Source organism: Streptomyces sp. NPDC088747 (assembly GCF_044751025.1).
In the GTDB taxonomy this organism is placed as follows: Bacteria; Actinomycetota; Actinomycetes; order Streptomycetales; family Streptomycetaceae; genus Streptomyces.
This window is the reverse complement of the sequence record NZ_JBIVKZ010000011.1, coordinates 1-26,988: the sequence shown is the minus strand read 5'-3', so window position 1 is coordinate 26,988 and position 26,988 is coordinate 1. Positions and strand designations below refer to the sequence as shown.

The 26,988-nt window shown below is 71.0% G+C and carries 19 protein-coding genes; 10 read left to right on the top strand and 9 right to left on the bottom strand.

The window, feature by feature from the left end; all coding sequences use genetic code 11:
* The first annotated feature begins 103 nt into the window (after positions 1–103).
* Positions 104–4,435, top strand: a complete 4,332-nt coding sequence (locus ACIP79_RS24795) for a trypsin-like peptidase domain-containing protein (protein WP_401226756.1) — start codon at positions 104–106, stop codon at positions 4,433–4,435.
* Between the two features lie 138 nt (positions 4,436–4,573).
* Positions 4,574–5,527 carry a bifunctional riboflavin kinase/FAD synthetase gene (locus ACIP79_RS24790; RefSeq protein ID WP_383682444.1) on the top strand — a complete coding sequence of 318 codons (954 nt, stop codon included), beginning with the start codon at positions 4,574–4,576 and terminating at the stop codon, positions 5,525–5,527.
* Positions 5,528–5,643: 116 nt separating this feature from the next.
* On the opposite strand, the gene ACIP79_RS24785 is transcribed toward ACIP79_RS24790, so the two are convergent.
* From ACIP79_RS24785 to ACIP79_RS24755, 7 genes are all read right to left on the bottom strand, one after another.
* On the bottom strand, positions 5,644–6,633 hold the full coding sequence (locus ACIP79_RS24785; protein ID WP_401226755.1) for an oligopeptide/dipeptide ABC transporter ATP-binding protein: 990 nt from the start codon (positions 6,631–6,633) through the stop codon (positions 5,644–5,646).
* Between the two features lie 41 nt (positions 6,634–6,674).
* A complete protein-coding gene (locus ACIP79_RS24780) occupies positions 6,675–7,652 on the bottom strand; it encodes an ABC transporter ATP-binding protein (protein WP_401226754.1) in 978 nt (325 codons plus the stop codon).
* Complete coding sequence (locus tag ACIP79_RS24775) at positions 7,649–8,587, bottom strand: ABC transporter permease (RefSeq protein WP_383682449.1); 939 nt, start codon at positions 8,585–8,587, stop codon at positions 7,649–7,651. The genes ACIP79_RS24780 and ACIP79_RS24775 overlap by 4 nt, the downstream gene beginning before the upstream one ends.
* Positions 8,584–9,654 carry an ABC transporter permease gene (locus ACIP79_RS24770; RefSeq protein ID WP_401226752.1) on the bottom strand — a complete coding sequence of 357 codons (1,071 nt, stop codon included), beginning with the start codon at positions 9,652–9,654 and terminating at the stop codon, positions 8,584–8,586. The genes ACIP79_RS24775 and ACIP79_RS24770 overlap by 4 nt, the downstream gene beginning before the upstream one ends.
* Positions 9,655–9,704: 50 nt before the next feature.
* On the bottom strand, positions 9,705–11,585 hold the full coding sequence (locus tag ACIP79_RS24765) for an ABC transporter substrate-binding protein (protein ID WP_401226751.1): 1,881 nt from the start codon (positions 11,583–11,585) through the stop codon (positions 9,705–9,707).
* Positions 11,586–11,902: 317 nt separating this feature from the next.
* Positions 11,903–15,193, bottom strand: a complete 3,291-nt coding sequence (locus ACIP79_RS24760; RefSeq protein WP_401226749.1) for an SCO5717 family growth-regulating ATPase — start codon at positions 15,191–15,193, stop codon at positions 11,903–11,905.
* Positions 15,194–15,751: 558 nt separating this feature from the next.
* Positions 15,752–16,048, bottom strand: coding sequence for a DUF397 domain-containing protein (locus ACIP79_RS24755; protein WP_383682455.1), 297 nt, complete (start codon positions 16,046–16,048; stop codon positions 15,752–15,754).
* A 265-nt stretch (positions 16,049–16,313) separates the two neighbouring features.
* Here ACIP79_RS24755 and rpsO point away from each other — a divergent pair, with 265 nt between their 5' ends.
* The 5 genes from rpsO (at position 16,314) to ACIP79_RS24730 (ending at position 21,841) form a co-directional block, all read left to right on the top strand.
* Entirely contained in the window at positions 16,314–16,601 is a 288-nt protein-coding gene (rpsO, locus tag ACIP79_RS24750; protein ID WP_073494901.1) for a 30S ribosomal protein S15, read from the top strand.
* A gap of 389 nt (positions 16,602–16,990) precedes the next feature.
* Positions 16,991–19,207 (top strand): polyribonucleotide nucleotidyltransferase, encoded by a 2,217-nt coding sequence (locus tag ACIP79_RS24745; protein WP_401226748.1) that lies wholly within the window; start codon positions 16,991–16,993, stop codon positions 19,205–19,207.
* A complete protein-coding gene (locus ACIP79_RS24740; protein WP_383682459.1) occupies positions 19,204–20,583 on the top strand; it encodes a M16 family metallopeptidase in 1,380 nt (459 codons plus the stop codon). Before ACIP79_RS24745 ends, ACIP79_RS24740 begins: the two co-directional genes overlap by 4 nt.
* A 44-nt stretch (positions 20,584–20,627) precedes the next feature.
* Positions 20,628–21,383 carry a 4-hydroxy-tetrahydrodipicolinate reductase gene (dapB, locus tag ACIP79_RS24735; protein ID WP_401226747.1) on the top strand — a complete coding sequence of 252 codons (756 nt, stop codon included), beginning with the start codon at positions 20,628–20,630 and terminating at the stop codon, positions 21,381–21,383.
* A gap of 2 nt (positions 21,384–21,385) precedes the next feature.
* Positions 21,386–21,841 (top strand): hypothetical protein, encoded by a 456-nt coding sequence (locus ACIP79_RS24730; RefSeq protein ID WP_401226745.1) that lies wholly within the window; start codon positions 21,386–21,388, stop codon positions 21,839–21,841.
* Positions 21,842–21,956: 115 nt separating this feature from the next.
* On the opposite strand, the gene ACIP79_RS24725 is transcribed toward ACIP79_RS24730, so the two are convergent.
* Together ACIP79_RS24725 and ACIP79_RS24720 are read right to left on the bottom strand one after the other, a co-directional pair.
* Positions 21,957–22,514 carry a hypothetical protein gene (locus tag ACIP79_RS24725; protein WP_401226743.1) on the bottom strand — a complete coding sequence of 186 codons (558 nt, stop codon included), beginning with the start codon at positions 22,512–22,514 and terminating at the stop codon, positions 21,957–21,959.
* 90 nt (positions 22,515–22,604) lie between these two features.
* Positions 22,605–22,859 (bottom strand): hypothetical protein, encoded by a 255-nt coding sequence (locus ACIP79_RS24720; protein ID WP_387188194.1) that lies wholly within the window; start codon positions 22,857–22,859, stop codon positions 22,605–22,607.
* Positions 22,860–23,060: 201 nt separating this feature from the next.
* Between ACIP79_RS24720 and thyX the strand changes: the two genes are divergently transcribed.
* The 3 genes from thyX to ACIP79_RS24705 all read left to right on the top strand — a co-directional run bounded on the left by thyX (position 23,061) and on the right by ACIP79_RS24705 (position 26,734).
* Positions 23,061–23,801 carry an FAD-dependent thymidylate synthase gene (gene thyX / locus ACIP79_RS24715; RefSeq protein WP_401226742.1) on the top strand — a complete coding sequence of 247 codons (741 nt, stop codon included), beginning with the start codon at positions 23,061–23,063 and terminating at the stop codon, positions 23,799–23,801.
* Positions 23,802–24,011: 210 nt separating this feature from the next.
* Positions 24,012–24,911, top strand: a complete 900-nt coding sequence (dapA, locus tag ACIP79_RS24710; RefSeq protein WP_401226741.1) for a 4-hydroxy-tetrahydrodipicolinate synthase — start codon at positions 24,012–24,014, stop codon at positions 24,909–24,911.
* A gap of 137 nt (positions 24,912–25,048) precedes the next feature.
* Positions 25,049–26,734 carry a ribonuclease J gene (locus ACIP79_RS24705; protein WP_387188195.1) on the top strand — a complete coding sequence of 562 codons (1,686 nt, stop codon included), beginning with the start codon at positions 25,049–25,051 and terminating at the stop codon, positions 26,732–26,734.
* The last annotated feature ends 254 nt before the right edge of the window (positions 26,735–26,988 follow it).

The following is a 26,988-nucleotide window of genomic DNA, read 5'->3' as shown; positions in this document are numbered from 1 at the left end:
GTGAAGCGGGGGAGCGGAAGGGGGCGTGTTCGCGAAGCGATCTGTCCCGCTGATCATCCCCCGCCTACCGTCGGAAGCAGGAGCGCGGCGGGGAGGTTCGAGCATGGCGGGACGAGGCCCGCGGACCGGGCGCCGGCACGCGCCGGTCGACGGCACAGTGCCGGTCGACGACGGCACGCCGGTCGACGGCGGAGCCGCTGTCGACGGCCTGCGGGCGCCGGGGGACACGCGGGCGGCGTCGGGCGGCACGCGGGGGAAGCCGGGCGGCACACGGGCGAAGCGAGCCGACACCTGGGCGACGTGGGCCGACGCGCGGCGGGCGTCCGACGACGGCCTGGAGATTCCTGACGACGGCCGGGAGCTCCCTGACGAGGACCGGGAGATCCAGGACGACAGCCGGGCGACGCCCGACGAGGCGCTGGTGCGCGTCTGTGATCTTGCCGGGCGTCCGCGCGGAATGGGCTTCGTCGCCGACCACCAGGGCACGGTGGTCACCAGTCACGAGGCGGTCGACGGACTTGCCCGCCTGGTCCTGCACGCCCCCGGCGGACGCACCTGCGTAGTCACCGCCGACGCCGTCACGCCCGTCCCGGACGCCGATCTGGCTCTCGTACGCACCGAAGGTCTCGGTGTCGACCCGCTCCCCGTCACCGTGCGCGGCCGTGTCGAGACCGGCACCTACGTGCGGATCGCCGCGGGCGGCTGGCGCGAGGCGCGGGTGCTCGGCGGCTGCGCGGTCACCTACACGGCGACCGACCGCTTCCATCTCCTGCGCGACGCACTGGAGTTGGCGATCGGTACGAGCGGCGCCGACGCGCTGCGGCTGGGCGGGGGAGCCGCCGGAGGCCCGGTCATCGACGTCTCCACGGGAGCGGTGGTGGCGGTCCTCGGCACCGCGCTGCACGCCGGGCACAGGGTGGCCGGCTTCGCCGTCCCGCTGCGAGGGCCGGACGCCGAAGGCCCCCTCGCCGCACTGCTGGCCCGCAACGCGAGCACGGTGCCCGCGTACGGGGCCGACCTGAATCCGGCGGGTGTCCTGGAGCTCACGGCGACCTCCGTGGGCTCGGAGGGTCCGGGCGTCGGCTCGGGCGGTCCGGACACCGTCGACTGCGCTCCTGTCGAACGGGCCGAGGTCGCACGGGAGTTGGCGGCGTTCACGGCTCCGCACGGCGGCCCGGCTGCGGTGCTCGGGCTCGTCGGCCCACCCGGCAGCGGTCGTACGACGGAACTGGCGGCCCTCGCCGAACGCCGCACCCGGAGCGCGGAACCGGCTCCCACGTTGTGGCTGCGAGGCGCCGACCTCCTCGCCACCGACCTCTCGGTGGCGGAGGCCGCGGCGCGGGCGCTGGAGCGGGCGGGGCGGATCGTCGCGGCCTCGCGGGAGGGCACCGGGAGCAGCGCGGAGGGCTCGGGCGTGCTGCCTCCCCAGGGGTACGGCGGAGAGCTGGGCGACATCGGCCCGGAGCGGCTGGCCCGGGTGGCGCGGGACGCCGGGCGCCCGTTGCTGCTGCTCCTGGACGGGCCGGAGGAGATGCCGCCCGCCCTCGCCCACCGGATGCCCCGGTGGACGGCGGCCACGGCGCAGTGGCTGCGGGAGAACGGCGCGCGGCTCGCGATCGCGTGCCGGGCCGAGTACTGGGAGCAGGCGGGGGCCGAGTTCCCGAGCGAACTGCTGCACCGGGCCGGGGCGCCCGCTGCCTCGTGGGTTCCGGACGCGGGTGCGCCTGCCGCTTCGTGGGTTCCGGACGTGGGTGCGTCTGCTGCCTCTTCGATTCCGGACGCGGGTGCGCCTGCGGCTTCGTGGGTTCCGGACGCGGGTGCGCCTGCTGCCGCGTCGGTTCCGGACGCTGCCTCGCCGGTCGCCCCGTGGGCTCCGTATGCGGCTCCGCCGGTTTCCTACGCCGGTGTGCCCGCTGCCTCGTCGGTTCTGGACGCGGGTGCGCCTGCTGCTCCGTCGGTTCCCTACGCCGGTGTGCCCGCTGCCTCGTCGGTTCTGGACGCGGCTCCGCCCGCTGCTCCGTCGGTTCCCTACGCGGCTCCGCCCGCTGCCCCGCCGGTTCCCTACGCCGCTCCGCCCGCTACGTACCCCGCCCCACCCGCCCCCTCGGCCCGGGAGACCGGGCGGTCACCGGCTTGTGTGCGGCTGGGGGACCTGACCGACGACGAGGCGCTGCGGGCGCGGATCCGGGCGGGGATCCCCGAGGGGGTGCTGGCGCGAGCCGACGCACGGCACCCGCTGACCCTGCGGCTGCTGTCCGAGGTGCGGGCCGCGCTGCCGGACGGCGACGCCGGGCCGCTCGACCGGGACGAGGTCTTCGCCGCCTACCTGGACCTCATGTGCCTGCGCGTCGCGGTGCGGCTCGCCGCGGCGAACGGGCTGCGGGGCGCGGCGGTACGGCGGATGGCGGCCCAGGTCTCCGGCCAGGTGCACGAAGCTGCGCGGCGCTGTCTGGGGCCCGGCCAGGGGGAGTTGGACCGTGCCGCCTTCGAGGCCGTCTTCCCGTGGGGCCCCGGCCGCGGACGCCGCCTCGGCGCCGCCACCGGCTGGGCCTCGGCCGTCCTCACCGAGGGACTCCTCGTCCCGGCGGGCACCGGCTACCGCTTCGCCCACGAGGAACTCGCCGACTGGATCCAGGGCGCCCACCTCGACCTGGCCCCGGCCCTGCACGCCCTGGTGCACCGGGCGCGCGCCGCTCCGTCCGAGACGCCCGAGGATGCCCGGGAGGCGCCCGCGCCGCCCGTTCCCCGTCACCGCATCGGCCCGGTCGTGCAGGCCCTGCTCCTGCTGGCCCGTCAGCGGTATCCCGCCGAACTGGCGCGCAGGCTCGCGGAGTTGGTCCACGCCATGGACGACCTCCTGCCCACGGAGCCGACACCGGCCGGCGACGCTGCCTGGTGGGCCACGCACCTCTGCGCCGACGTCCTGCTGAGCGTGCCCGACGCGGGCCCGTACGCCGGGGTGCTGCGGCAGCTCGCCGAGCGGATCGGGGTGTGGCGGGAACAAGGGCGCCGCGTACCAGGGGAGTTCGGGCCGGCGTTCTGGGAGGCGTTGGCGCTGCCCGAGGCGGACCGGTTCGAACTCCTGCGGCATCTGGTCGTCGCGGACGAGGCGCCGCGCTCCGCGGACCGGAGCCAGGGCCTGGATCCGGGCCGCGACCACGAAGGCGACCCCCGCTACCTGGACGCCGTGGCCCGCCGGCTCGCCGCCGACCCCACCGCCGTACAGCCGCATCTCACCGCCTGGTTCGACGACGACCGCCCTCTCCCCGCGACCCCGCACGCGACGGTGGCCACGGCGGCACAGGCGCTGCTGTACGCCCACCGGCGCCGCGCCCTGGACGATCTCGCGGAGGCGCTGGTCGGAGTCGCGCACCGGCGCGCCGACGAGCTGCTCGCCGTACTCGCCGAGGAGGAACCGTCCGCCGTCTGCCGGGCGGTCGACCGGTGGGCGCACGACGAGCGGCCGGCCTGGCGGGTGGCGGCGGTCGCCTACGGACTCCGTGCCGCGCCGCATGTGCGCACCGAGGCCGACCGCGCCCTGCTGCGTTACGCGGCGCTCGCCCTGCTGGCCCGCCCCGCCGACAGCACCCTGCACGGCGGCGCGCTCGGCCTCCTCGTACGGGACCCGTGGACCAGGGCCCGTCATCTGCCCGGAGCTCTGGAGCGGTTCACGGCAGGCGACCCGCAGCTGCCCGCGAGCGCGCCGGCGGCCGCCCTCACGACCCACCCCGACCAGGTGCTCGCCGCCTTCAGGACACGGCTGTGCCAGTCGGGCAGCGGCACGGGGACGGGAAGGGACACGGGCTCGGATTCGGACTCGGACCTGGACTCGGACACGTACGAGACGCTGCGCACGCTCGTCGATGTCACCACCCCCGCCCTGGCCCGCCGCGTCGCCGTCCTCGTCCGCGAGGTGGTGGAGCTGCGCCCGGCGACGGCCCCCCACGTGGCCGCCTACGTCGACAGGCGCCTCGAACAGGGTCCCGAAGCGCGTCCGGTGCTCTTTCCGCTGGTCACAGGCCTGCTCTACGGCTGCCCCGCACCGGCGCGCTCGTCGCTCGCGACCGTGCTCGCCGCGCCCGGCGGCCCGGCCTCCCGGCCACTGCGCCGCGAACTGCTGGACCTCGTCCTCACGCACGAGCGGGACCCGGCCGTCCTCGAAACCCTGCTGCGGGCCGCCGCGAGGGGCGCCGCCCGCGGGGGAGAGGGACCCACCCGCGAACTCGTCCACCGCACCGGCCTCCTCCTCGCCCGCACCCCGGCCGGCGCCACCGTTCTCGACCACGGCCTCGTCGAACTCGCCCGTGCCGTCCCCGGCTTCGCCACGCTCGTCGCCCGCTGGCTGGCCGAGGCTCCCGAGGAGTGGTCCGGCGTGGTCGGGCCGAGCACCCGCCGCATGATCGAGAACCTGGCCGGCGCGCCGGTTCCCGCCTGACCGCCGTGCGGTGGTGCCGGATGCGTCACAGCCCGATGCCGATGCAAGCGGAGAGCACCCGGCATGGCACTCTTAGAGCTGCGCATGAGGGCAATCACGGACACGGGTTCGACGAGTTTGCGACAAGGAGCAGACACAGTGCAGCGCTGGCGTGGCTTGGAGGACATCCCCGAGGACTGGGGGCGCAGCGTCGTCACCATCGGTTCCTACGACGGGGTGCACCGCGGGCACCAGCTGATCATCCGGCATGCCGTGGACCGCGCCCGTGACCTGGGCGTTCCCTCCGTCGTCGTCACCTTCGACCCGCACCCCAGCGAGGTCGTGCGCCCCGGCAGCCACCCGCCGCTGCTCGCCCCGCACCACCGCCGCGCCGAACTGATGGCCGAGCTGGGCGTGGACGCCCTCCTCATCCTCCCCTTCACCACCGAGTTCTCGAAGCTGTCGCCCGCCGACTTCGTCGCGAAGGTCCTCGTCGACAAACTGCACGCGAAAGCGGTCGTCGAAGGCCCCAACTTCCGCTTCGGCCACAAGGCCGCGGGAAATGTCGACTTCCTGCGCGAGCAGGGCCGGACGTACGACTTCGAGGTCGAGGTCGTCGACCTGTACGTGACCGGTGACGCCGGCGGCGGTGAACCCTTCTCCTCGACCCTCACCCGCCGGCTCGTCGCCGAGGGGGATGTCGAGGGCGCCCGCGAGATCCTCGGCCGTCCGCACCGCGTCGAGGGCATCGTCGTACGCGGCGCCCAGCGAGGCCGCGAGCTCGGCTTCCCGACGGCGAACGTCGAGACACTGCCGCACACCGCCATCCCCGCCGACGGCGTCTACGCCGGCTGGCTGCACGTCGCGGACGAGGCGATGCCCGCCGCGATCTCCGTGGGCACGAACCCCCAGTTCGACGGAACCGAGCGCACCGTCGAGGCGTACGCCATCGACCGCGTCGGCCTCGACCTGTACGGCCTGCACGTCGCCGTCGACTTCCTCGCCTTCGTGCGCGGCCAGGCCAGGTTCGACTCCATCGAGGCCCTGCTCGTGGCCATCGGGGACGACGTGAAGCGGTCGCGGGAGCTGATCGAGGGGTACGAGGGGGAGTAGTTCTCCCTCGGGTGTTCTCCCTCGGGTTTTCTGTCGCCTGTCGCCTGTCGTACGTCGATGGCGGCGGCCGGCGCCCGTGGTCGCACCGGCCGCTCTCCTCACGCCCTGACGGTGTCCTACTTGGTTGCCGGTGCCTTTGCCCAGTGGCACGCGACCTGTGTCTCGGCGCCTCCGGCGAGCACCGCGAGATCCTGGGTTCGGCAGGCGTCCGCGACTCCCGCCCGTTCCGCCTCGCCGCTCGCCAGGACCTGGCAGCGCGCGTGGAAGCGGCAGCCGGAGGGGATGCGGGACGGGTCCGGGGGCTCGCCGGTCAGGACCACCGGGTCGCCGGGAGCTTCTGGCAGGACCGACAACAGGGCCTGTGTGTAAGGGTGCTGAGGTGCCGTCAGGACCTGTTCGACCTTGCCCGTCTCCACGATGCGGCCCAGATACATCACCGCGACCCGGTCGGCGATGTTCCACGCCAGGCCCAGGTCATGGGTCACCACCAGTGCGGACAGGCCGAGTTCGGTGCGCAGCCACAGGAGCAGGGCCAGGATCTCGCCGCGTACCGAGGCGTCCAGGGAGGCCACCGGCTCGTCGGCGACGATGAGTTCGGGTTCCAGGACGAGGGCTCCCGCGATGACGACTCGCTGGCGCTGGCCGCCGGACAGCTCGTGCGGATAGCGGAGGAAGAAGCGTTCCGGGGGGCGGAGTCCCGCCCGGGAGAGGGCTTCCGCGACCGCGGCCCGTTCGTCACCGCCGTACCGGTGGATGCGCAGGCCCTCGGCGACCGCGTCGTACACCGTGTGACGGGGGTTGAGCGAGCCGCTCGGGTCCTGGAGGACCAGCTGGACCCGCTTGCGGTACGCCTTCAGCGCGCGTGAGGAGTAGTCGAGGGGCCTGCCGTCGAAGGTGACGCGGCCCCCGGTCGGCGGGACGAGGCCGAGCAGCGAGCGCGCCAGTGTCGTCTTGCCGCAGCCCGACTCGCCGACCAGCGCGACGATCTCGCCGCGCCTGATGTCGAGGTCGACCCCGTCGACGGCACGGGCTAGGGCCGCGCCGTGCCGTCCGGGGAAGGCGATGCGCAGGCCCTGGGCGCTGAGCAGGGGCGAGGGTGCTGGCATGGGAGGCGCTGTCACGGGCTGCTCCTGGCGTGCGGGGCCGGTCATACGGTGCTCCTCGTCTCCGGAGCGGGCGCCCCGGCGTGCACGCAGGCGGCCCACCGGCCCGCTCCCGCGTCCCGGAGCACCTGGTCCTCGGTCACGCACGAGTCAAGCGCCACGGTGCACCGGGAGTGGAACGTACAGCCGGACGGCAGCGCCGACGGATCCGGCGGGTCGCCCGGCAGCCCGCGGGGCGCGAACCGGGAGGCGGTGTCGCCGATGCGCGGGAAGGCGGCCGACAGGGCCTGGCCGTACGGGTGTCGGGCGTTCTCGTAGACCTGGCGGGCGGGTCCCTCCTCGACCACCCTGCCCGCGTACATCACGGCCAGCCGGTCGCAGGTGTCGGAGAGCACCGCGAGGTCGTGGCTGATCATGACGAGGCCCAACTCCTGCTCGGTGACGAGCTGTTGGATGAGCCGGAGGATCTGTGCCTGGATCATCACGTCGAGCGCGGTGGTCGGTTCGTCGGCGATGACGAGCCGGGGGTCGCAGGCCAGCGCCATGGCGATCATGACGCGTTGGCGCTGGCCGCCGGAGAGTTCGTGCGGGTAGGCGTCCGCGCGGGCGGCGGGCAGACCCACGTGTTCGAGCAGCTCGCCGGTCTTCCGCTTGGCGCCCGCCGCGGTCGCCTTGCGGTGCAGCAGGATCGGCTCGGCGATCTGGTCGCCGACGCGGTGCACGGCGTTCAGCGAGTGCATGGCGCCCTGGAAGACGATCGAGGCGCCCGCCCAGCGGACCGCCCGCACCCGGCCCCACTTCATCGACAGCACGTCCTCGCCGTCGAGCAGGATCTCGCCGGTGGTGCGGGTGCCGGCGGGCAGCAGCCGCAGCAGCGCGAGCGCCAGGGTGGACTTGCCACAGCCCGACTCGCCCGCGATGCCGAGCTTCTGGCCCGCTTCGAGCCTGAGGTCCACGCCGCGCACGGCGGCCGCGCCGCCCGCGTAGGTCACTTCGAGGTTCCGGACATCGAGGAGCGTCAACGTGCCACCCCCAGCTTGGGGTTGAGGACCGATTCGACCGCGCGCCCGCACAGGGTGAACGCCAGCGCGACGCCCGCGATCGCGACCCCCGGCGGCACCAGGTACCACCACTTCCCGGCGCTGACCGCGCCCGCCTCCCGGGCGTCCTGGAGCAGCCCGCCCCACGACACGACCGTCGGATCGCCGAGCCCCAGGAACGCGAGCGTCGCCTCGGCGAGGATCGCCGAAGAGATGATCAGCGTCGTCTGCGCCAGCACCAGCGGCATCACATTGGGCAGCACATGGCGGGACATGATGTGCCAGTGCCCGCCGCCGAGCGCCCTGGCCCGCTCGATGTACGGCCGCGACTCCACCGCCAGGGTCTGCGCGCGCACCAGCCGGGCCGTCGTCGGCCAGGTGGTGACGCCGATCGCGAGGATGATCGTGCCGAGTGAGCGTGACATCACGGTCGCCAGCGCGATCGCGAGAACGAGCGTCGGCATGACCAGGAACCAGTCCGTGATCCGCATCATCACCGTCGCGAACCAGCCCCGGAAGTGCCCCGCGGTGATCCCGATGACCGCGCCGATCGCCACGGAGAGCACGGCGGCGAGCAGACCGACGAGCAGCGACACCCGCGCTCCCCACACCACAAGGCCGAGCAGATTGCGCCCGAACTGGTCCGTCCCCAGCGGGAATTCGGCACTCGGACTCTCCATCGGACCGCCGGGCGCGTTGGTCACACTGCGCACGTCGGAGCCGACGGTCAGCGGCGCCGTGAGCGCGATGAGGGCGAAGAGGCCGAGCGCGGCGAGCCCGAGGACGCCCGCCCGGTGGGTCCGGTACTGCTTCCAGAAGCGGGCCGCGGAGGCCCGGCGGCGCTGCCGGGCGAGAGCACGAGGGCTCTTCTCGGATACCGGCGCGGCCTGCTCGGCCGCGGTGGATTCGGTCGTCATCGGCCCACCCGGGGATCCAGCAGCGGATAGATCAGATCGGCCAGCGTGTTCATCACGATCACCGCCGCCGCGAAGAAGAAGAACAGCCCCTGCACCAGCGGCAGATCGGGCACGCTCAGCGCCTGGTAGAAGAGCCCGCCCAGGCCAGGCCAGGAGAAGACGGTCTCGACGAGGATGACACCGGCGACGGTCCTGCCGAGGTTGATGAAGATCAGCGTCACGGTCGGCAGCAGCGCGTTGGGCACGGCGTGCCTGCGCCGCACGAGGTCGTCCCGCAGGCCCTTGGCCCGTGCCGTCGTCAGATAGTCGCTGCCCATCTCGTCGAGCAGCGCCGAGCGCGTCACGAGCAGGGTCTGCCCGTACTCGACCGCGACCAGTGTCAGCACCGGCAGGACGAGATGTTGGGCGACATCGGCGACGTACGCGAAACCGGTCTCGCCGTTCCCCGACTCCATGCCGCCGGTCGGGAACAGGCCGGGGATCGGGCCCATGCCCACCGAGAAGACGATGATGAGCAGCAGCCCGAGCCAGAACGACGGGATGGAGTAGAGGGTGAGCGCCAGACCGGTGTTGAGCCGGTCGCCGACCCCGCCGTTGCGCCACGCGGAGCGGGTGCCGAGGAAGATGCCCAGCGCCGTGAAGAGGACGAACGACGTGCCGGTGAGCAGAAGGGTGTTCGGGAGCGCCTCGGTGATCTTGTCGATGACCGGGGCGCGGAACTGGTACGACGTGCCGAGGTCGCCGCTGAGTACCTTGGCGCAGTAGTCGGTGAACTGCTCCCACAGCGGCAGGTCGAGCCCGAACTCCTTGCGGTAGTTGGCGAGTTGTTCGGCCGACACCTGACGGCCGCCCGTCATGTACTTCACGGGGTCGCCGGGGATGAGCCGGAAGAGGAAGAAGCTGGTGACGAGCACGGCGAGCAGGGAGACGGCCGCGCCGCCCAACTTGCCCGCCACGTACCGCGGATAGGCGGTCCTGCTGCGCGCCCGCGGCCCGCGGACCGACGGCCCGGCCTCGGCCGGACCGCCGATCGCCGTGGCCGGCGAGGGTGTTGCTTCAGCGGTCATGGACTCTCACTCGGTGGGGGGCTGTTCGCGGCTCGGTGGGGGACCCGTGACTACTCGCGGTCGTCGGCGGTCGAGCGGCGCCGCATCGCGAAGAACGCCGCGGCGCCCAGCAGGACCACGACGCCCGCGACGATGCCGATGATGACCCCGGTCGAGCCGGAACCGTCGGAGGACTCACCGGAGGAGGCCGCCGGAACCGCCGACCACCAGCTCCAGTAGCCGTCCTGGCCGTAGATGTTGCCCGCCGACTTCGGCATCGTCTCGATCGACTCGATCTGGTCGGTGCGGTAGGCCTCGACCGCGTTCGGGTACGCCATGACGTTCATGTATCCGGTGTCGTACAGCCGCGACTGCATCTGCTTGACGAGGTCCGCCCGTTTGGCGGTGTCGTACTCGGCGAGCTGCTGGTCGTACAGGTCGTCGAACTTCTTGTCGCAGATGAAGTTGTCCGTGGCTCCGGTGTCCTCGGGCGTCGCCGGGAGCGCGCCGCAGGTCTGGATCGACAGGAGGAAGTCGGGGTCGGGGTTGGCGGACCAGCCGTCGAAGGCGATGTCGTACGTCCCCGCGAGCCAGGGGTCGGTCACGTTGTCCAGGCAGTTGAGGGTGACACCGATGCCGAGCTCGCCCCACCACTCCTTCAGGTACTGTCCGACCGCCTTGTCGTTCGGGTCGGTGGCGTGGCACAGCACGCGGTAGTTGATCGGCTTGCCGTTCTTGCCGACGCGCCTGCCGTCGCCGTTCTTCCTGTAGCCGGCCTCGTCGAGGAGCCGGGCCGCCTCCGCCGGGTCGTAGGACAGCTCCTGGCTCGCGGACGGCTTCCAGAAGTAGTCGGCGAAGCGCGGCGGAAGATAGCCGGCCCCTTCGACGGCGTGGCCCTGGAAGACCTTGGCGAGGAGTGCCTTGCGGTCGACGGCCCTGAACAGCGCCTGCCGCACCCGCTCGTCGCGCAGCGACTCGTGCCCGTCGCCGAACTTCTGCCCGTTCTTGGCCCGCGCGCCCGGGTTGACGGCGAGCGCGTAGAAGCGGCGCCCCGGGGCGTCGTTGACCTTGATGTTCTTCTGGGTCTCCAGGGTGTCCGCCTGGGCGGGCGTCAGGCCGAAGGTGAAGGACACCTCGCCCTTCTGCAGGGCGGCGACGGCGGCGTCGTTGTCCTTGTAGTACCGGAAGACCAGCTCGTCGAACTTGGGGGAGCCGCGCCAGAAGCTCTTGTTGGCCTTGAGCCGTACGTAACTGTCGGCCTTGTAGTCGGTGAGCACGAACGGGCCGTTGCCGACCACGGGGAAGGTCTTGTCGTTGTTGAACTTCGAGAAGTCCCCGACCTTCTCCCAGACGTGCTTCGGCACGATCGGCACGTCGAGCGCGGCCATGGTGGCCTGCGGCTTCTTCAGTTCGATGACCAGTTCGGTGGGGCTGAGGGCGGTGACCTTCCTGAAGTTGCCGACGAAGCTGCCGTTGGCGGTGGCCGCGCCGTCGTCGGTCATCATCTTGTTGAAGGTCCAGGCCGCGTCCTCGGCGGTGGCCTGCTCGCCGTCCGACCACTTGGAGTCGGAGCGGATCGTGTAGGTCCACGTGAGCTTGTCGGCCGACGGTTCCCACTTGGTGGCGAGCCCCGGGATGGCGTGGTTGTCCGTGGGGTCGTAGTTGGTCAGATACTCGTACATGAGCCGGTGGATGCTCGTGCTGACCAGACGGCTCGCGAGGAACGGGCTCAGTGAGTCGACGCTCTGCGCCACCGCGACCGTGAGCGTCTCCTTGCCCTCCTTGGCCTCCTTGCCCTCCTTGGCCTGAGCCTGTGCGTCGGGCCGCGCCTCGGCCTGCTGGGGCGCCGGGTTGAGCGGGGTCGCGAGAGCGGCGGTGAGGGAGAGCGCCGCGAGGCCCGCGGCGGCGACGAGCCGCAGACGCCTTCTGCCGTGCTGATGCTGTGTCTTCATGGGTCGGTGACCTCGCGTCATCGCTCGCACAGGGATGGCTTGTTGAACGGATGGACCACGGTTGATGGGGGACGCCGGCGGGGTTGGTGAGTGTGTCTACCAGCGGCGGTCTCCACGAGTCAACGGCGCGTGAACCCCATGTGGCCTGCGGAAATAACGAGTTGACGCGCATTTTTCACTCATTGGTTCAGACCGCTGAAGCCCTCCAGGTGGGGGCCTGACGGCGGGAAACAGCCCCGGGTACGCGAAAGGCCCGCACCGTACGGAGACGGTGCGGGCCCTGACGCGAATCGGTCCCCGGAAAGGGGCCGATCGGGTTACTGCTGAGGGGGTGCCGGCGGCTGGAAGGGCTGCCCCGGCTGGGGGTACGGCTGCCCCTGCTGCGGCGGATACGGCTGTCCCGGCTGCTGCGGGTGGCCCTGCCCCGGCTGCTGGGGCTGCTGGGGGTAGGGCTGACCGGGCTGCTGCGGATACGGCTGCTGTCCGTGCTGCGGCTGCGGCTGCTGCGGGACCTGACCCGGCGCCGGCTGCCCGGGGGCGGGCTGACCGGGGTACTGCTGGGCCGGCCCCTGTTGGTACTGCTGTCCGGGCAGCGGGGGAGCGGCCACCGGCGGCGGGTTGCCGTCGGACGTCCAGAGCCCGTGCGACTGCTGGTGGCGCGCGATGTCCTCGGCCACCATCGCGGAGAGGTTGAAGTACGCCTCCCGCACCTTGGGCCGCATCATGTCGAGGTCGACCTCGGCACCCGCGGACAGGTGCTCGTCGAAGGGCACGACGATGACACCCCGGCAGCGCGTCTCGAAGTGGCTGACGATGTCGTCCACCTTGATCATCTTGCCGGTCTCGCGGACCCCGGAGATGACGGTGATGGACCGCGAGACGAGATCCGCGTACCCGTGCGCCGACAGCCAGTCCAGCGTCGTACTGGCACTGCTCGCACCGTCGACCGACGGCGTCGAGATGATGATCAGCTGGTCGGCCAGGTCGAGCACCCCGCGCATGGCGCTGTACAGCAGCCCCGTGCCCGAGTCCGTCAGGATGATCGGGTACTGCTTGCCCAGTACGTCGATCGCGCGCCGGTAGTCCTCGTCGTTGAACGTGGTCGACACCGCCGGGTCGACGTCGTTGGCGATGATCTCCAGGCCCGACGAGGCCTGCGAGGTGAACCGCCTGATGTCCATGTACGAGTTGAGGTGCGGGATCGCCTGGACGAGGTCACGGATGGTGGCCCCGGTCTCGCGGCGGACGCGGCGCCCGAGCGTACCGGCGTCCGGGTTGGCGTCGATCGCGAGGATCTTGTCCTGCCGCTCGGTGGCGAGCGTCGAACCGAGCGCGGTGGTCGTGGTCGTCTTGCCCACGCCGCCCTTGAGGCTGATCACGGCGATCCGGTAGCACGAGAGGACCGGCGTACGGATCAGCTCCAGCTTCCGCTGCCGCTCGGCCTCCTCCTTCTTCCCGCCGAGCTTGAACCGCGACGCGCCGGCCGCCGGGCGTCCGCTCTTGGCCTTCTGCTTCTTGTTGTTGAGCAGCCGGTCGGACGAGAGCTCCACCGCCGCCGTGTACCCGAGCGGGGCGGCGTTGGGGTTGATGGGCTGCCGCTGGTCGTGCCGCACGGGCTGCGGCCAGCCGGCCCCGGCCCGCGGATCGACGGGCGCCTGCGGCTGTTGCTGGGCCTGCGGCTCCGCGGCCGGCGGGGCGTCGGGTCCCTGCTGGGGGAAACCCTGCGGCGGCTGCGCCTCGTACTGCTGCGGTACGGGCGGGTGGCCCGGCTGGGGCTGTGCCTGGCCCTGCTGCGGGTACGACGGTGCCGCCTGCGCCGGGGGCACCGGGGCCGCGGGCTGCGCGGAGGCCTGGTGCGGGAAGCCGTAGCCGGGCTGGGGCGCGGGGGCGTCGGGCGCCTGCGGGGCGGGAGCCTGCTGCGGGAAGCCGTAACCGGGCGCCGGGGCGGGCGGGGCCGCCTGTGCGGGTTGGCCGGGCACAGCCGGAGCCTGCGCGGGGGTGCCCGGCTGAGGGAAGCCGTAGCTGCCCTGCGGGGTGGGGCTGGGGGCAGGCACGCTGGGCTGGGGGAAGCCGTAGCTTCCTTGTGGCTGGGCCTGAGCGGGGGCCTGAGTCTGAGGCTGGGGCGCCTGAGGTGGGGCCTCGGCCGGGGCGGGCGCCTGGGCCTGGCCTGCGGGAGCGGGCGCACTGGAGGCGGGCCACGCCGGAGGCGCTGCGGGCTGGGGTGCGGGTTGCGGAGCGGGCTGGGGTACGGGCGCCCGGAAAGGCTGGCCGGGCGCGGGGGCCGGTGCCGGTGGCTGGAAAGGCTGGCCGGGTGCGGATGCCGGTGGCTGGAACGGCTGGCCCGGCGCGGGCGGCTGCACCCGCGGCGGTTCCTGTACCTGCCCGGCCTCGGCCGCAGCGGGCTGCGTGGACGCGGGCCACTCCGCCGCGGGAGTGGGCGCCGCGGGCTGATAGGCGGGCGGCAACGGAGGCAGCCCGGCCTGCGGCAACGGAGGCGGAGCCCACGCGGGGGGAGCGTCCTGCGCCGGAGCCTCTCCACGCGGTTCAGGGGCCGGGACCACGTCCTGTGGCTCGGCGTTCCGGACCGCCGCGTCCTGGGGCACTGCGTCCTGGACCTCGTCGACGCCGTCACCGGCATCGGCGTCCCGCGGTTCCACGGCCCCGGCGTCATCGGACGCGCCGGAAGTCCGCGAGACGACCACGGCGTCGTCGATCGCATCAGTGTCAGCGGACCGCGCCCCGGCGCCGCCCGTCTCCTCGTCCTGTACGACATCAGGGTCACCGACACCGCCGGAATCACCGGCGTGCCCGGGAACGCCGTCCCCGGCGGTTCCGGCAGCGACACCGGCATCCGGGGTCGCCCCCGCCCGCTCCTCGACCTCGCGCTTCACGGCGCGGGCGGAGATCCGCATGGTGGCGCCACTCTCCAGATCCCCGGCACGGCTCTCCGCGTCGTCGCCGGACACCCCGACGGGCGACGCGGGAGGTGCGACGTCGGGAGCGGCGGGCGGGACGACGTAGGGAGCGGCGGAGGGAGCAGCGGCGGCGGCCGGGGCCACGGCGGGAGGCACCTGGAGCGGCAGGCTCGGCAGCTCGGCCGGGGTGCCCGCGACGGGCCCCGCGACAGGAGCCTCGTCCGCCGGGGCGCCGGTGGGCGGCTCGAACTCCCCGCCCACCGGCAGGTCGGGCACGGCGGCGGGGCTCACCACGGGCGGCACGGAGGACGTACCCCAGGCCGAAGCCTCCGGAGTGACCGGCGCTTCTGAAGCAGCGCCCGCGTCGCCCGCGGCCTCCGCGTCGGGCACCGGCGCCTCCGGAGAGTCGGAACCCGCGAAGCCCTCAGCCACATCGCCGGCGTTCTCCGCGTCCTCCGAAGCGGGCTCCGGCTCCGGCTCGGGCTCGAACTCCGGCTCGGCCTCGGCCTCGGCCTCGGGCTCCGGCTTGGGAGCCGCATCCCCCGAACTCCCCGACGCGTTCTGCGTGTACCAGGCCGGCGGCGCGTAGTCGATGGTGAACTCGCCCGTCGTCTCGACGGCGGACTCCGCGTCGGAGTGGTCATCGCCGGGTGTGGCCCAGCCCCCGCGGATGCCGTCCCGATCGCTGCTCACAATTCCTCCTGGTGTGGTCGAGCCCCCTGATGCGGCGCCGTGCCGGGGCGGGATGTGGTCGGTCCGTCCACGGGTTCTGGCGTCGCGCCCGGTCCCAGCCTAATCACCACGACTGTCAATACGGCAGGCCCGTCCGCCCCACCGCCACTGCCCACTACGACACACGCTGCCCAGAAGTGGCGTACCCACGTGCACTATTGACCAGCAAAGCGGACAAACACTGTCATCGAGGCGGTCGACCCGGCGAGGGGGGCCGACCCGCCTCTCCCCTTGTACCCAGTCCGAGGCGGCGGCGGAACAGCAAGCCGCCTACGGGCCTTGGAAGCACCGGTGAACAAGCCGCACCAGGCGCCGGGCAGTTGACGCACGACGCCTCCCCGTCCACGACGAAGCGCCGCGCTCATGACCGACAGCGACGGTCAAGTCGTACGCCCAAGTACATGTCGATGTCGACGTAGAACCCCCGCCCGAACGTGAAAAGCGGCCGAGGCGAACACACCGCCCCGACCGCTCACGCCTGCCTACGCGCCGACCCTCTCGGGCGGTGGCCCCGTCGCCCTAGTCGCCCGCCAGCCCGCCGTTGTGCGGAGCCGGTTCCAGGTCGAACTCGCCGTCCCGGGCGCCGAGCACGAAGGCCCGCCACTCCGCCTCCGTGTACCGCAGGACCGTCCCGTGGTCGAGAGACGAACGCATGGCCACCGCGCCCTCGGGCAGGTACGCGATCTCCACCCGCTCCTCGTGCTCCTCGGTGCCCGGCGCGCTCAGCCATTCGACGCCCGAGATGTCGAGGGCGTAGAGCTCGTCCTTCTCCCGCTCCTTGCGCGCCTTGACGTCCTTGTCCGCTTCCTCGGCCATGTTCCGCCGGCCCCTTCCCCGCATACGAAAGACCTGTCGGTCCAGCCTAGTGGCCTGGTCCGCGCCGTATGGGCGGGTTCGGGGAGCGGGTAAGCCGGGTCTGTCCAGGCTGGTACCCTGTGTAACGGCCGCCTGTGTACGCACCCTCGGAGCTCACCGCTCCGGAGGCCGCGCCCGGCGGATCCCGCCTCCCGAGTATCGGAAGCTCCCCTGAGATGTGGACCAGGGGCACTCGGTGGCACATCACAGACTACGAGGAGTACGCGTGTCGCTCGACGCCGCAACGAAGAAGCAGATCATCGGCGAGTTCGGTCAGAAGGAGGGCGACACCGGCTCCCCCGAGGTCCAGGTCGCCATGCTCTCGCGCCGTATCTCGGACCTGACCGAGCACCTCAAGACCCACAAGCACGACCACCACTCCCGTCGTGGTCTGCTGATCCTGGTCGGTCAGCGTCGCCGCCTGCTGCAGTACCTGGCCAAGAAGGACATCCAGCGCTTCCGTGCGCTGGTCGACCGCCTGGGCATCCGCCGCGGTGCGGCGGGCGCCAAGTAAGACACCGTGAGAGGGAGCGGTTCCCACTACTAGGGGACCGCTCCCTTTTGCTGTACGTGCTCTAGGTGCGGAGTGTCACCGACGCTTTGTAGTGTGGTAGCGCGACGCGGTACGCGGAGCACAGCTGATACGAGACAGCTGGTACGACAGAAGTACGCAGGACGAAGCGTGACGAAGCGCCGCCCGCCGGGCAGGGCACGTCACGTCAGGGAACGAGGAGAAGCGCACCTCGCCGCCGCCGGTCCTCGGTAGTGGCCCCCGGGAGAACGCGAAACCCGGGTGCTTCGATCGAAGACCGGCCAGCACCAGTAGGAGCGCTTCTCCGCCGCTGTCCCCCTGCCACACGGGCAGGACGGGGCGAAAGACGAAAAGTATCGGAGAAAACGCTAGTGGAGAACGAGACCCACTACGCCGAGGCCGTTATCGACAACGGTTCCTTCGGCATCCGCACCATCCGCTTCGAGACGGGCAGGCTGGCCAGGCAGGCCGCCGGATCCGCCGTCGCGTACCTGGACGACGAAACCATGGTTCTGTCGGCCACCACCGCCTCCAAGAAGCCCAAGGAAAACCTCGACTTCTTCCCCCTCACGGTGGACGTCGAGGAGCGGATGTACGCCGCGGGCAAGATCCCCGGCAGCTTCTTCCGCCGTGAGGGCCGTCCCTCCGAGGACGCCATCCTCACCTGCCGTCTGATCGACCGCCCGCTGCGCCCGTCCTTCAAGAAGGGCCTGCGCAACGAGATCCAGGTCGTCGCCACGATCATGGCGCTCAACCCCGACCACCTGTACGACGTCGTGGCGATCAACGCCGCCTCCGCGTCCACGCAGCTGGCCGGCCTGCCCTTCTCCGGCCCGATCGGCGGCGTCCGCGTCGCGCTGATCAACGGCCAGTGGGTCGCGTTCCCGACGCACACCGAGCTCGAGGACGCCGTCTTCGACATGGTCGTCGCGGGCCGCGCCCTGGAGGACGGCGACGTCGCGATCATGATGGTCGAGGCCGAGGCCACCGAGAAGACCATCCAGCTGGTCGCGGGTGGCGCCGAGGCGCCGACCGAGGAGGTCGTCGCCGCCGGTCTGGACGCCGCGAAGCCCTTCATCAAGGTGCTCTGCAAGGCTCAGGCCGAACTCGCCGCCGCGGCCGCCAAGCCGACCGGCGAGTTCCCGGTCTTCCTCGACTACCAGGACGACGTCCTGGAGGCCCTGACCGCCGCGGTCAAGAGCGAGCTCTCCCAGGCGCTCACCATCGCCGGCAAGCAGGACCGCGAGGCCGAGCTCGACCGCGTCAAGGAGATCGCCGCCGAGAAGCTGCTCCCGCAGTTCGAGGGTCGCGAGAAGGAGATCTCCGCCGCGTACCGCTCGCTGACCAAGGCCCTGGTGCGCGAGCGCGTCATCAAGGACAAGGTCCGCATCGACGGCCGAGGCGTCACGGACATCCGTACGCTCGCCGCCGAGGTCGAGGCCATCCCGCGCGTGCACGGCTCGGCGCTGTTCGAGCGTGGCGAGACCCAGATCCTGGGCGTCACCACCCTCAACATGCTCCGCATGGAGCAGCAGCTGGACACCCTCTCCCCGGTGACCCGCAAGCGCTACATGCACAACTACAACTTCCCGCCGTACTCCGTCGGTGAGACGGGCCGCGTCGGCTCCCCCAAGCGCCGCGAGATCGGCCACGGCGCGCTCGCCGAGCGCGCGATCGTGCCGGTCCTGCCGACCCGCGAGGAGTTCCCCTACGCGATCCGTCAGGTGTCCGAGGCCCTCGGCTCCAACGGCTCGACGTCCATGGGCTCGGTCTGCGCCTCCACCATGTCGCTGCTGAACGCCGGTGTGCCGCTGAAGGCCCCCGTCGCCGGTATCGCCATGGGTCTGATCTCCCAGGAGATCGACGGCCAGACGCACTACGTCGCCCTCACCGACATCCTCGGTGCGGAGGACGCCTTCGGTGACATGGACTTCAAGGTCGCCGGCACCAAGGAGTTCGTGACCGCCCTCCAGCTGGACACCAAGCTGGACGGCATCCCGGCCTCCGTCCTGGCCGCGGCCCTCAAGCAGGCCCGCGACGCCCGCCTCCACATCCTCGACGTGATGATGGAAGCGATCGACACGCCGGACGAGATGTCCCCGAACGCCCCGCGGATCATCACCGTCAAGATCCCCGTGGACAAGATCGGTGAGGTCATCGGCCCCAAGGGCAAGATGATCAACCAGATCCAGGAGGACACCGGCGCCGACATCACGATCGAGGACGACGGCACCATCTACATCGGTGCCCAGCAGGGTTCGCAGGCCGAGGCCGCGCGCGCCACGATCAACTCGATCGCCAACCCGACCATGCCGGAGGTCGGCGAGCGCTACCTGGGTACGGTCGTCAAGACCACCACCTTCGGCGCGTTCGTGTCGCTGCTCCCGGGCAAGGACGGTCTGCTGCACATCTCGCAGATCCGCAAGCTCGCCGGCGGCAAGCGCGTGGAGAACGTCGAGGACGTGCTCGGTGTGGGCTCCAAGGTCCAGGTCGAGATCGCCGAGATCGACTCCCGCGGCAAGCTCTCCCTGATCCCCGTGGTCGAGGGCGAAGAGGGCGACGACAAGAAGGACGACACCGACCAGTGACGTCGAGCAGCTCCACGGCGACGGCCCGCACCTCTTCGGAGGCGCGGGCCGTCGCCCGTACCCAAACCCTCATCAAGGGCGAGAACGGCATCGGTACGGTCCGCAGGACCACCCTCCCGGGCGGCCTGCGCATCGTCACCGAGACGCTCCCCTCCGTACGCTCCGCCACCTTCGGCATCTGGGCGCACGTCGGCTCCCGCGACGAGACGCCGACGCTGAACGGCGCGACCCACTACCTGGAGCACCTGCTCTTCAAGGGCACCCGGCGCAGGTCGGCCCTGGACATCTCCTCCGCCATCGACGCGGTCGGCGGCGAGATGAACGCGTTCACGGCGAAGGAGTACACGTGCTACTACGCACGCGTGCTCGACACCGACCTCCCGCTCGCCATCGACGTCGTGTGCGACATGCTCACCGGCTCGCTGATCGAGCAGGCGGACGTCGACGCCGAGCGCGGGGTGATCCTCGAAGAGATCGCGATGACCGAGGACGACCCGGGCGACTGCGTGCACGACCTGTTCGCGCACACCATGCTCGGCGACACCCCCCTCGGCCGCCCGGTCCTCGGCACGGTCGACACCGTCAACGCCCTCACGGCCGACCGCATCCGCCGCTTCTACAAGAAGCACTACGACCCGACACACCTCGTCGTGGCCTGCGCGGGCAACGTCGACCACAACAAGGTCGTACGCCAGGTCCGCGCCGCCTTCGAGAAGGCGGGCGCCCTCAAGGTCCCCGACGCCGTCCCCTTCGCCCCGCGCGACGGCCGCCGCGCCATCCGCACCGCGGGCCGCGTCGAGCTCCTGGGCCGCAAGACCGAGCAGGCCCACGTCGTCCTCGGCATGCCGGGCCTGGCCCGCACCGACGACCGCCGCTGGGCCCTCGGCGTCCTGAACACCGCACTCGGCGGAGGCATGTCCTCGCGCCTCTTCCAGGAGGTCCGCGAGAAGCGCGGCCTGGCCTACAGCGTGTACTCGTACACCTCGGGCTTCGCCGACTGCGGCCTCTTCGGCGTGTACGCGGGCTGCCGCCCGAGCCAGGTGCACGACGTGCTCAAGATCTGCCGCGACGAGCTGGACCACGTCGCCGAGCACGGCCTCTCGGACGACGAGATCGGCCGCGCCATCGGCCAGCTCCAGGGCTCCACCGTCCTCGGCCTCGAGGACACCGGCGCGCTGATGAACCGTATCGGCAAGAGCGAGCTGTGCTGGGGCGAGCAGATGTCCGTCGACGACATGCTGGTCCGGATCGCGTCGGTCACCCCGGACGAGGTCCGCGCGGTCGCCCACGACATCCTGGGACAGCGGCCCTCGCTGTCGGTCATCGGCCCGCTCAAGGACAAGCAGGCCTCCCGTCTGCACGAAGCGGTCGCGTAGGTCCTCGACCGGTCGCGCAAGTCCTCGACTAAGGAAACAAGAAGATGAGCAAGCTGCGGGTGGCGGTCCTCGGTGCCAAGGGCCGTATCGGAGCCGAGGCGGTACGAGCCGTCGAGGCCGCCGAGGACATGGAGCTGGTGGCCGCGCTCGGCCGGGGCGACGGACTGGAGGCACTGACCGAGGCCGGTGCCCAGGTCGCCGTCGAGCTGACCACACCGGACTCGGTGATGGACAACCTCGACTTCTGCGTACGGCACGGCATCCACGCCGTGGTCGGCACCACGGGCTGGACCGACGAGCGCCTGGCGCGGCTCAGGGCCTGGCTGTCCGCCTCCCCGGAGACGGGCGTGCTCATCGCGCCCAACTTCTCCATCGGCGCCGTACTCACCATGAAGTTCGCCGAGGCGGCGGCCCCGTACTTCGAGTCCGTCGAGGTCGTCGAACTGCACCACCCGAACAAGGTCGACGCCCCCAGCGGCACCGCCACCCGCACCGCGCAGCTCATCGCCGCGGCCCGGGAGCGCGCGGGGAGCGCCCCGCAGCCCGACGCCACCGCCACGGCCCTGGACGGCGCCCGCGGCGCCGACGTGGACGGAGTGCCCGTGCACGCCGTACGCCTCCGCGGCCTCCTGGCCCACCAGGAGGTCCTGCTCGGCGGCGAGGGCGAGACCCTCACCATCCGCCACGACTCCCTGCACCACAGCAGCTTCATGCCGGGCATCCTGCTCGGCGCCCGCCGCGTGGTCACCACCCCGGGCCTCACCTTCGGCCTGGAACACTTCCTGGATCTGAACCGGTAACCATGCGCGCGAAGCTCACATACGCCATCACGGCGGCCGTCCTGGTCGCCTATTTCGTGCTGGTCGGCTGGCGCGGAGTACTGCTCATCCAGACGGGCACGCTCCTCACCGTCACCTTCGGGGCGGCGGTGCTGATCCTGCCGGTCATCGGCATCTGGTTCCTCTGGAAGAACACCGAGTTCGTCCGCAAGGCCAATCGCCTCGCCGCCGAGCTCGACGCCGAAGGCGGCCTGCCCGTCGACGAGTTGAAGCGCACCCCGGGCGGCCGCATCGACCGCGACTCGGCCGACGAGGTCTTCGCCCGGCGCAAGGCCGAGACGGAGGACGCCCCCGACGACTGGCGCAGCTGGTTCCGCCTCGCCGTCGCCTACCACGACGCCCGCGACACCCCACGCGCCCGCAAGGCGATGCAGCGAGCGATCGCCCTCCACGAGGGCAGACCACCGGTGCAAGCCTGAGAAGCCCTGGACGGAAGCCTCAGAGGTACGACCACGGAGACCTCGGAGGTACGACGAAGGGGCCGGTCCGCGTTTCGCGGGCCGGCCCCTCTCGTGTTCTCGTCGGTGCCGGTCCTCAGGGCCGCCGGTACTCGTCCGCCCACACCTCGATGGCGTCGGCCGCCCGGTCGAAGGCCTCCATGCGCGCCAGGAAGTCGGCGTTGTGCGTGGTCAGCAGGGGCGGCAGGTCGTCGGGCGAGCGATCTCCGCGTACGAGGACCAGGGCCTGTCCCTGAACGGTGCGGGGCAGTCCGAGCCAGCGCACCGGCTGCTGCACCGTGCGCACCGCGACGACCTTGTCCCACCGCGTCGTACTCGTAAGGAAGAAGGTCACCCGGCGCAGCCCCTGAGCACTCACCCACACTCCCACCCGCAGCAACCGCAGCGCGCAGAGTATGACGAGCACGGCACCGCCGAAGCAGGCCATGGCAGCGGTCAGGGTCCCGGTCACCGCGATGATGACGCCGGCGAACAGCACGTACGAGGCCAGCAGCAGGACGAGCGCGGCCGCGCCCACCCGCCACGGTCCGGGCCGGTAGGGACGCCGCCAGTGGTCGCGGTCGTCGAACGGCAGCGCGAGGTCGTCCGCCACCTCGTCAAAAGCGCGATCCGCCGTCAGGAAGGGCAGGGGCACGATTGGTCCTCACTCAATCCACGCATGGGCTGTGCCCGGTGAGGCTATCGAGCCGGGTCCCCGCTCACCACCCTTGGGGGTCCGGACGAGTCAGCGGCCGTCGGAGGCTTCGGACTGCCGCGTTGTCGCGGATGTCTGGTCCGCGGACGACTTGTCCAGGGACAAGGCGGGCATTCCGATGATCAGAGCGCCTATGAGCCCGGTGACCACGGTGAGTCCGATCAGCCATCGGCCGACCATCTGACCGGCCGAGGGGCGCTCACGGGGCGGGGGAGTGACGTTGCTGCGGAACTGGTCGGCTTCGGCGATGAAGGCGAAGGGAACGGGCTCGCGCCGACGGAACATGGGAACTGCTTCTCCTCTGGGAACTCGAACGAACTGCTGTCACCAATACAGACGACCGAACGCCCCAAGAGGTGCCCAGTTTCACCGAATTCGCAGAAGTTCGCGGACTATTGTCGCGGCACGACACCGAACGCCCCGTTGTCGGTGCCGGGCCGTAGAGTGGGCGCCGCCCGAGCCCGTGATGGAAGGACCCTCTCCACCGTGACCGACACCTCCGCCGACGACCTCAAGCCCAGCTTCCGCAGTGACGTGCACGTCGAGCTGGTCAAGCACACCGCCTCCGACTCGGACGTGCTGTTCGCCGCCCGTGTCTCGACCGTCGGTGAGCAGTCGCTGGACGAGTTGAAGAAGGACCCGGAGCGCTCGAAGGGCCTGCTCAACTACCTGATGCGGGACAGGCACGGCAGCCCCTTCGAACACAACTCGATGACGTTCCTCATCAGCGCCCCGATCTTCGTGTTCCGCGAGTTCATGCGCCACCGCGTCGGCTGGTCGTACAACGAGGAGTCGGGCCGGTACAGGGAGCTCCAGCCGGTCTTCTACGTCCCGGGCGAGTCCCGCAAGCTGATCCAGGAAGGCCGCCCCGGCAAGTACATCTTCGTCGAGGGCACCCCGGCCCAGCAGGAGCTCACCTCCCGCGTGATGGAGGACTCATACCGTCAGGCGTACGAGGCGTATCAGGAAATGCTGGTCGCGGGCGTGGCCCGCGAGGTCGCCCGTGCGGTCCTGCCGGTAGGCCTCTTCTCCTCGATGTACGCCACGTGCAACGCCCGCTCGCTGATGCACTTCCTGGGCCTGCGCACCCAGCACGAGCTGGCCAAGGTCCCGTCCTTCCCGCAGCGCGAGATCGAGATGGTCGGGGAGAAGATGGAAGCGGAGTGGGCGAAGCTGATGCCGCTCACGTACGCGGCCTTCAACGCCAATGGACGTGTGGCGCCGTAGCGTGCTCCCGCACGCCTTGCGGCACAGATGCGCGGGTGGCCCGAGCGAAGTGTCCGTATTGCGGCATTTCGAGAAGTTCATCTAGCCTGATGAAACGGACCCGGCACTGCTTGAACCCCCGAGCAGGCAGTGCCGGGCTCCACTTTTTTCACGACTTGTCGCCTGCCCCGAGGGCAGACCCCGCGTTGAGCAGCGAGTAGCGTGTTACCCATGGCTCCGACCTCCACTCCGCAGACCCCCTTCGGGAGGGTCCTCACCGCCATGGTCACGCCCTTCACGGCGGACGGCGCGCTCGACCTCGAAGGCGCGCAGCGGCTCGCAACCCACCTGGTGGACGCAGGCAACGACGGCCTGGTCGTCAACGGCACCACCGGTGAGTCCCCGACCACCAGCGACGCGGAGAAAGCGGATCTCGTACGAGCCGTACTGGAAGCGGTCGGCGACCGCGCCCACGTCGTCGCCGGAGTCGGCACGAACGACACGCGCCACAGCGTCGAACTCGCCCGCGCCGCCGAGAAGACCGGCGCGCACGGCCTGCTGACCGTGACGCCGTACTACAACAAGCCCCCGCAGGAGGGCCTGTACCGGCACTTCGCAGCCATCGCCGACGCCACCGAACTCCCGGTGATGCTCTACGACATCCCTGGCCGCAGCGGCGTACCGATCAGCACTGAAACCCTGGTGCGCCTCGCCGAGCACCCGCGTATCGTCGCGAACAAGGACGCCAAGGGAGACCTGGGCCGAGCCAGCTGGGCGATCGCCCGCTCCGGCCTCGCCTGGTACTCGGGCGACGACATGCTGAACCTGCCGCTGCTCTCCGTGGGCGCTGTCGGCTTCGTGTCGGTCGTCGGCCACGTGGTCACCCCCGAGCTCCGCACCCTGGTGGACGCCTACGTCTCGGGTGACGTGCAGAAGGCCACCGAGATCCACCAGAAGCTGCTGCCCGTCTTCACCGGCATGTTCCGCACCCAGGGCGTCATGACGACGAAGGCCGCGCTCGCCCTCCAGGGCCTGCCCGCGGGACCGCTGCGCGCCCCGATGGTCGAGCTTTCGCCCGAGGAGACCAGCCAGCTCAAGATCGATCTTGCCGCCGGCGGGGTACAGCTCTAAATACAGACTTCACAACTGAATACGCACGACCACGCAGGCCACCGGGCCTGCACCCCACACGACAACTGCTACTGCACGAACGTCACGCGCGCCACGTGCCTTGCCAGGTACGTGGCGCGTGTGGTGAGGAGAGTCTTTTGAGTCATCCGCATCCCGAACTCGGCGCCCCGCCGAAGCTCCCGAAGGGCGGCCTGCGGGTCACCCCGCTGGGCGGCCTCGGCGAAATCGGCCGGAACATGACGGTCTTCGAGTACGACGGTCGTCTGCTGATCGTCGACTGCGGAGTGCTCTTCCCTGAGGAGGAGCAGCCCGGAATCGACCTGATCCTGCCGGACTTCACGTCCATCAGAGACCGCCTCGGCGACATCGAGGGCATCGTCCTCACCCATGGTCACGAGGACCACATCGGCGGTGTTCCCTTCCTCCTCCGCGAGAAGCCGGACATCCCGCTCATCGGCTCCAAGTTGACCCTCGCGCTCATCGAGGCGAAGCTCCAGGAGCACCGCATCCGGCCTTACACGCTGGAGGTGGCCGAGGGCCACCGCGAGCGCATCGGCCCCTTCGACTGCGAGTTCGTCGCGGTCAACCACTCCATCCCGGACGCCCTCGCGGTCGCCATCCGCACCCCCGCGGGCATGGTCGTCCACACCGGCGACTTCAAGATGGACCAGCTCCCGCTGGACGGCCGTCTCACGGACCTGCACGCCTTCGCACGGCTGAGCGAGGAAGGCATCGACCTTCTTCTCTCGGACTCGACGAACGCCGAGGTCCCGGGCTTCGTCCCGCCCGAGCGCGACATCTCGAACGTGCTGCGCCAGGTCTTCGCCGGCGCCCGCAAGCGGATCATCGTGGCCAGCTTCGCCAGCCACGTGCACCGCATCCAGCAGATCCTGGACGCGGCCCACGAGAACCGCCGCAGGGTCGCCTTCGTCGGCCGCTCGATGGTGCGCAACATGGGCATCGCACGAGATCTCGGCTATCTGAAGGTCCCGCCGGGCCTCGTCGTCGACGTCAAGACGCTCGACGACCTCCCCGACAGCGAGATCGTGCTGGTCTGCACGGGATCCCAGGGCGAGCCGATGGCCGCGCTGTCCCGTATGGCCAACCGCGACCACCAGATCCGCATCGTCCAGGGCGACACGGTGATCCTCGCGTCGTCGCTCATCCCGGGCAACGAGAACGCGGTCTACCGCGTCATCAACGGCCTGACCCGCTGGGGCGCGAACGTCGTCCACAAGGGCAACGCCAAGGTGCACGTATCCGGCCACGCGTCCGCGGGCGAGCTCCTGTACTTCTACAACATCTGCAAGCCGAAGAACCTGATGCCGGTGCACGGCGAATGGCGCCACCTACGGGCCAACGCCGAGCTGGGCGCTCTCACCGGCGTCCCGCACGACCGCATCGTGATCGCCGAGGACGGCGTCGTCGTCGACCTCGTCGGCGGCAAGGCCAAGATCTCCGGCAAGGTCCAGGCGGGATACGTGTACGTTGACGGCCTCTCGGTCGGTGACGTGGGCGAACCCGCGCTCAAGGACCGGCGCATCCTCGGTGACGAGGGCATCATCTCGGTCTTCGTCGTGATGGACGCCAGTACCGGCAAGATCACCGGCGGCCCGCACGTACAGGCCCGCGGCTCCGGTATCGACGACTCGGCCTTCGTCGACGTGATCCCGAAGGTCAGGGACGTGCTGGAGAAGTCGGCTCAGGACGGCGTCGTCGAGCCCCACCAGATGCAGCAGCTCATCCGCCGCACGCTGGGCAAGTGGGTCTCGGACAACTACCGCCGGCGCCCGATGATCCTCCCGGTCGTCGTCGAGGTCTGACCCTCACACGCGCCAACCTGGAGCGGGGCTCCTCGATTTGCATCGAGGAGCCCCGCTCCAGTACGTTTACGGCTCCGCCTGAACGGGAACCCGGAACGCCTCGCGTGCTGGAGCCAGTCCCCGAAGGGGGCGGAAATTCTGACTCAGAACCTCTGATAAAGTCGGAACCGCCGGAAAGGGAAACGCGAAAGCGGAAACCTGAAAGGCACCGAGGAAATCGGAACCGGAAACGGTCTGATAGAGTCGGAAACGCA

Excerpts from the sequence above, each read along its gene's own strand:
- ACIP79_RS24795 (WP_401226756.1), top strand. The coding sequence starts at position 104 with ATGGCGGGACGAGGCCCGCGGACCGGGCGCCGGCACGCGCCGGTCGAC.
- ACIP79_RS24785 (WP_401226755.1), bottom strand. The coding sequence starts at position 6,633 with ATGCCAGCACCCTCGCCCCTGCTCAGCGCCCAGGGCCTGCGCATCGCC.
- ACIP79_RS24775 (WP_383682449.1), bottom strand. The coding sequence starts at position 8,587 with ATGACGACCGAATCCACCGCGGCCGAGCAGGCCGCGCCGGTATCCGAG.
- ACIP79_RS24770 (WP_401226752.1), bottom strand. The coding sequence starts at position 9,654 with ATGACCGCTGAAGCAACACCCTCGCCGGCCACGGCGATCGGCGGTCCG.
- ACIP79_RS24765 (WP_401226751.1), bottom strand. The coding sequence starts at position 11,585 with ATGAAGACACAGCATCAGCACGGCAGAAGGCGTCTGCGGCTCGTCGCC.
- ACIP79_RS24755 (WP_383682455.1), bottom strand. The coding sequence starts at position 16,048 with ATGGCCGAGGAAGCGGACAAGGACGTCAAGGCGCGCAAGGAGCGGGAG.
- dapB (WP_401226747.1), top strand. The coding sequence starts at position 20,628 with ATGAGCAAGCTGCGGGTGGCGGTCCTCGGTGCCAAGGGCCGTATCGGA.
- ACIP79_RS24730 (WP_401226745.1), top strand. The coding sequence starts at position 21,386 with ATGCGCGCGAAGCTCACATACGCCATCACGGCGGCCGTCCTGGTCGCC.
- ACIP79_RS24720 (WP_387188194.1), bottom strand. The coding sequence starts at position 22,859 with ATGTTCCGTCGGCGCGAGCCCGTTCCCTTCGCCTTCATCGCCGAAGCC.
- dapA (WP_401226741.1), top strand. The coding sequence starts at position 24,012 with ATGGCTCCGACCTCCACTCCGCAGACCCCCTTCGGGAGGGTCCTCACC.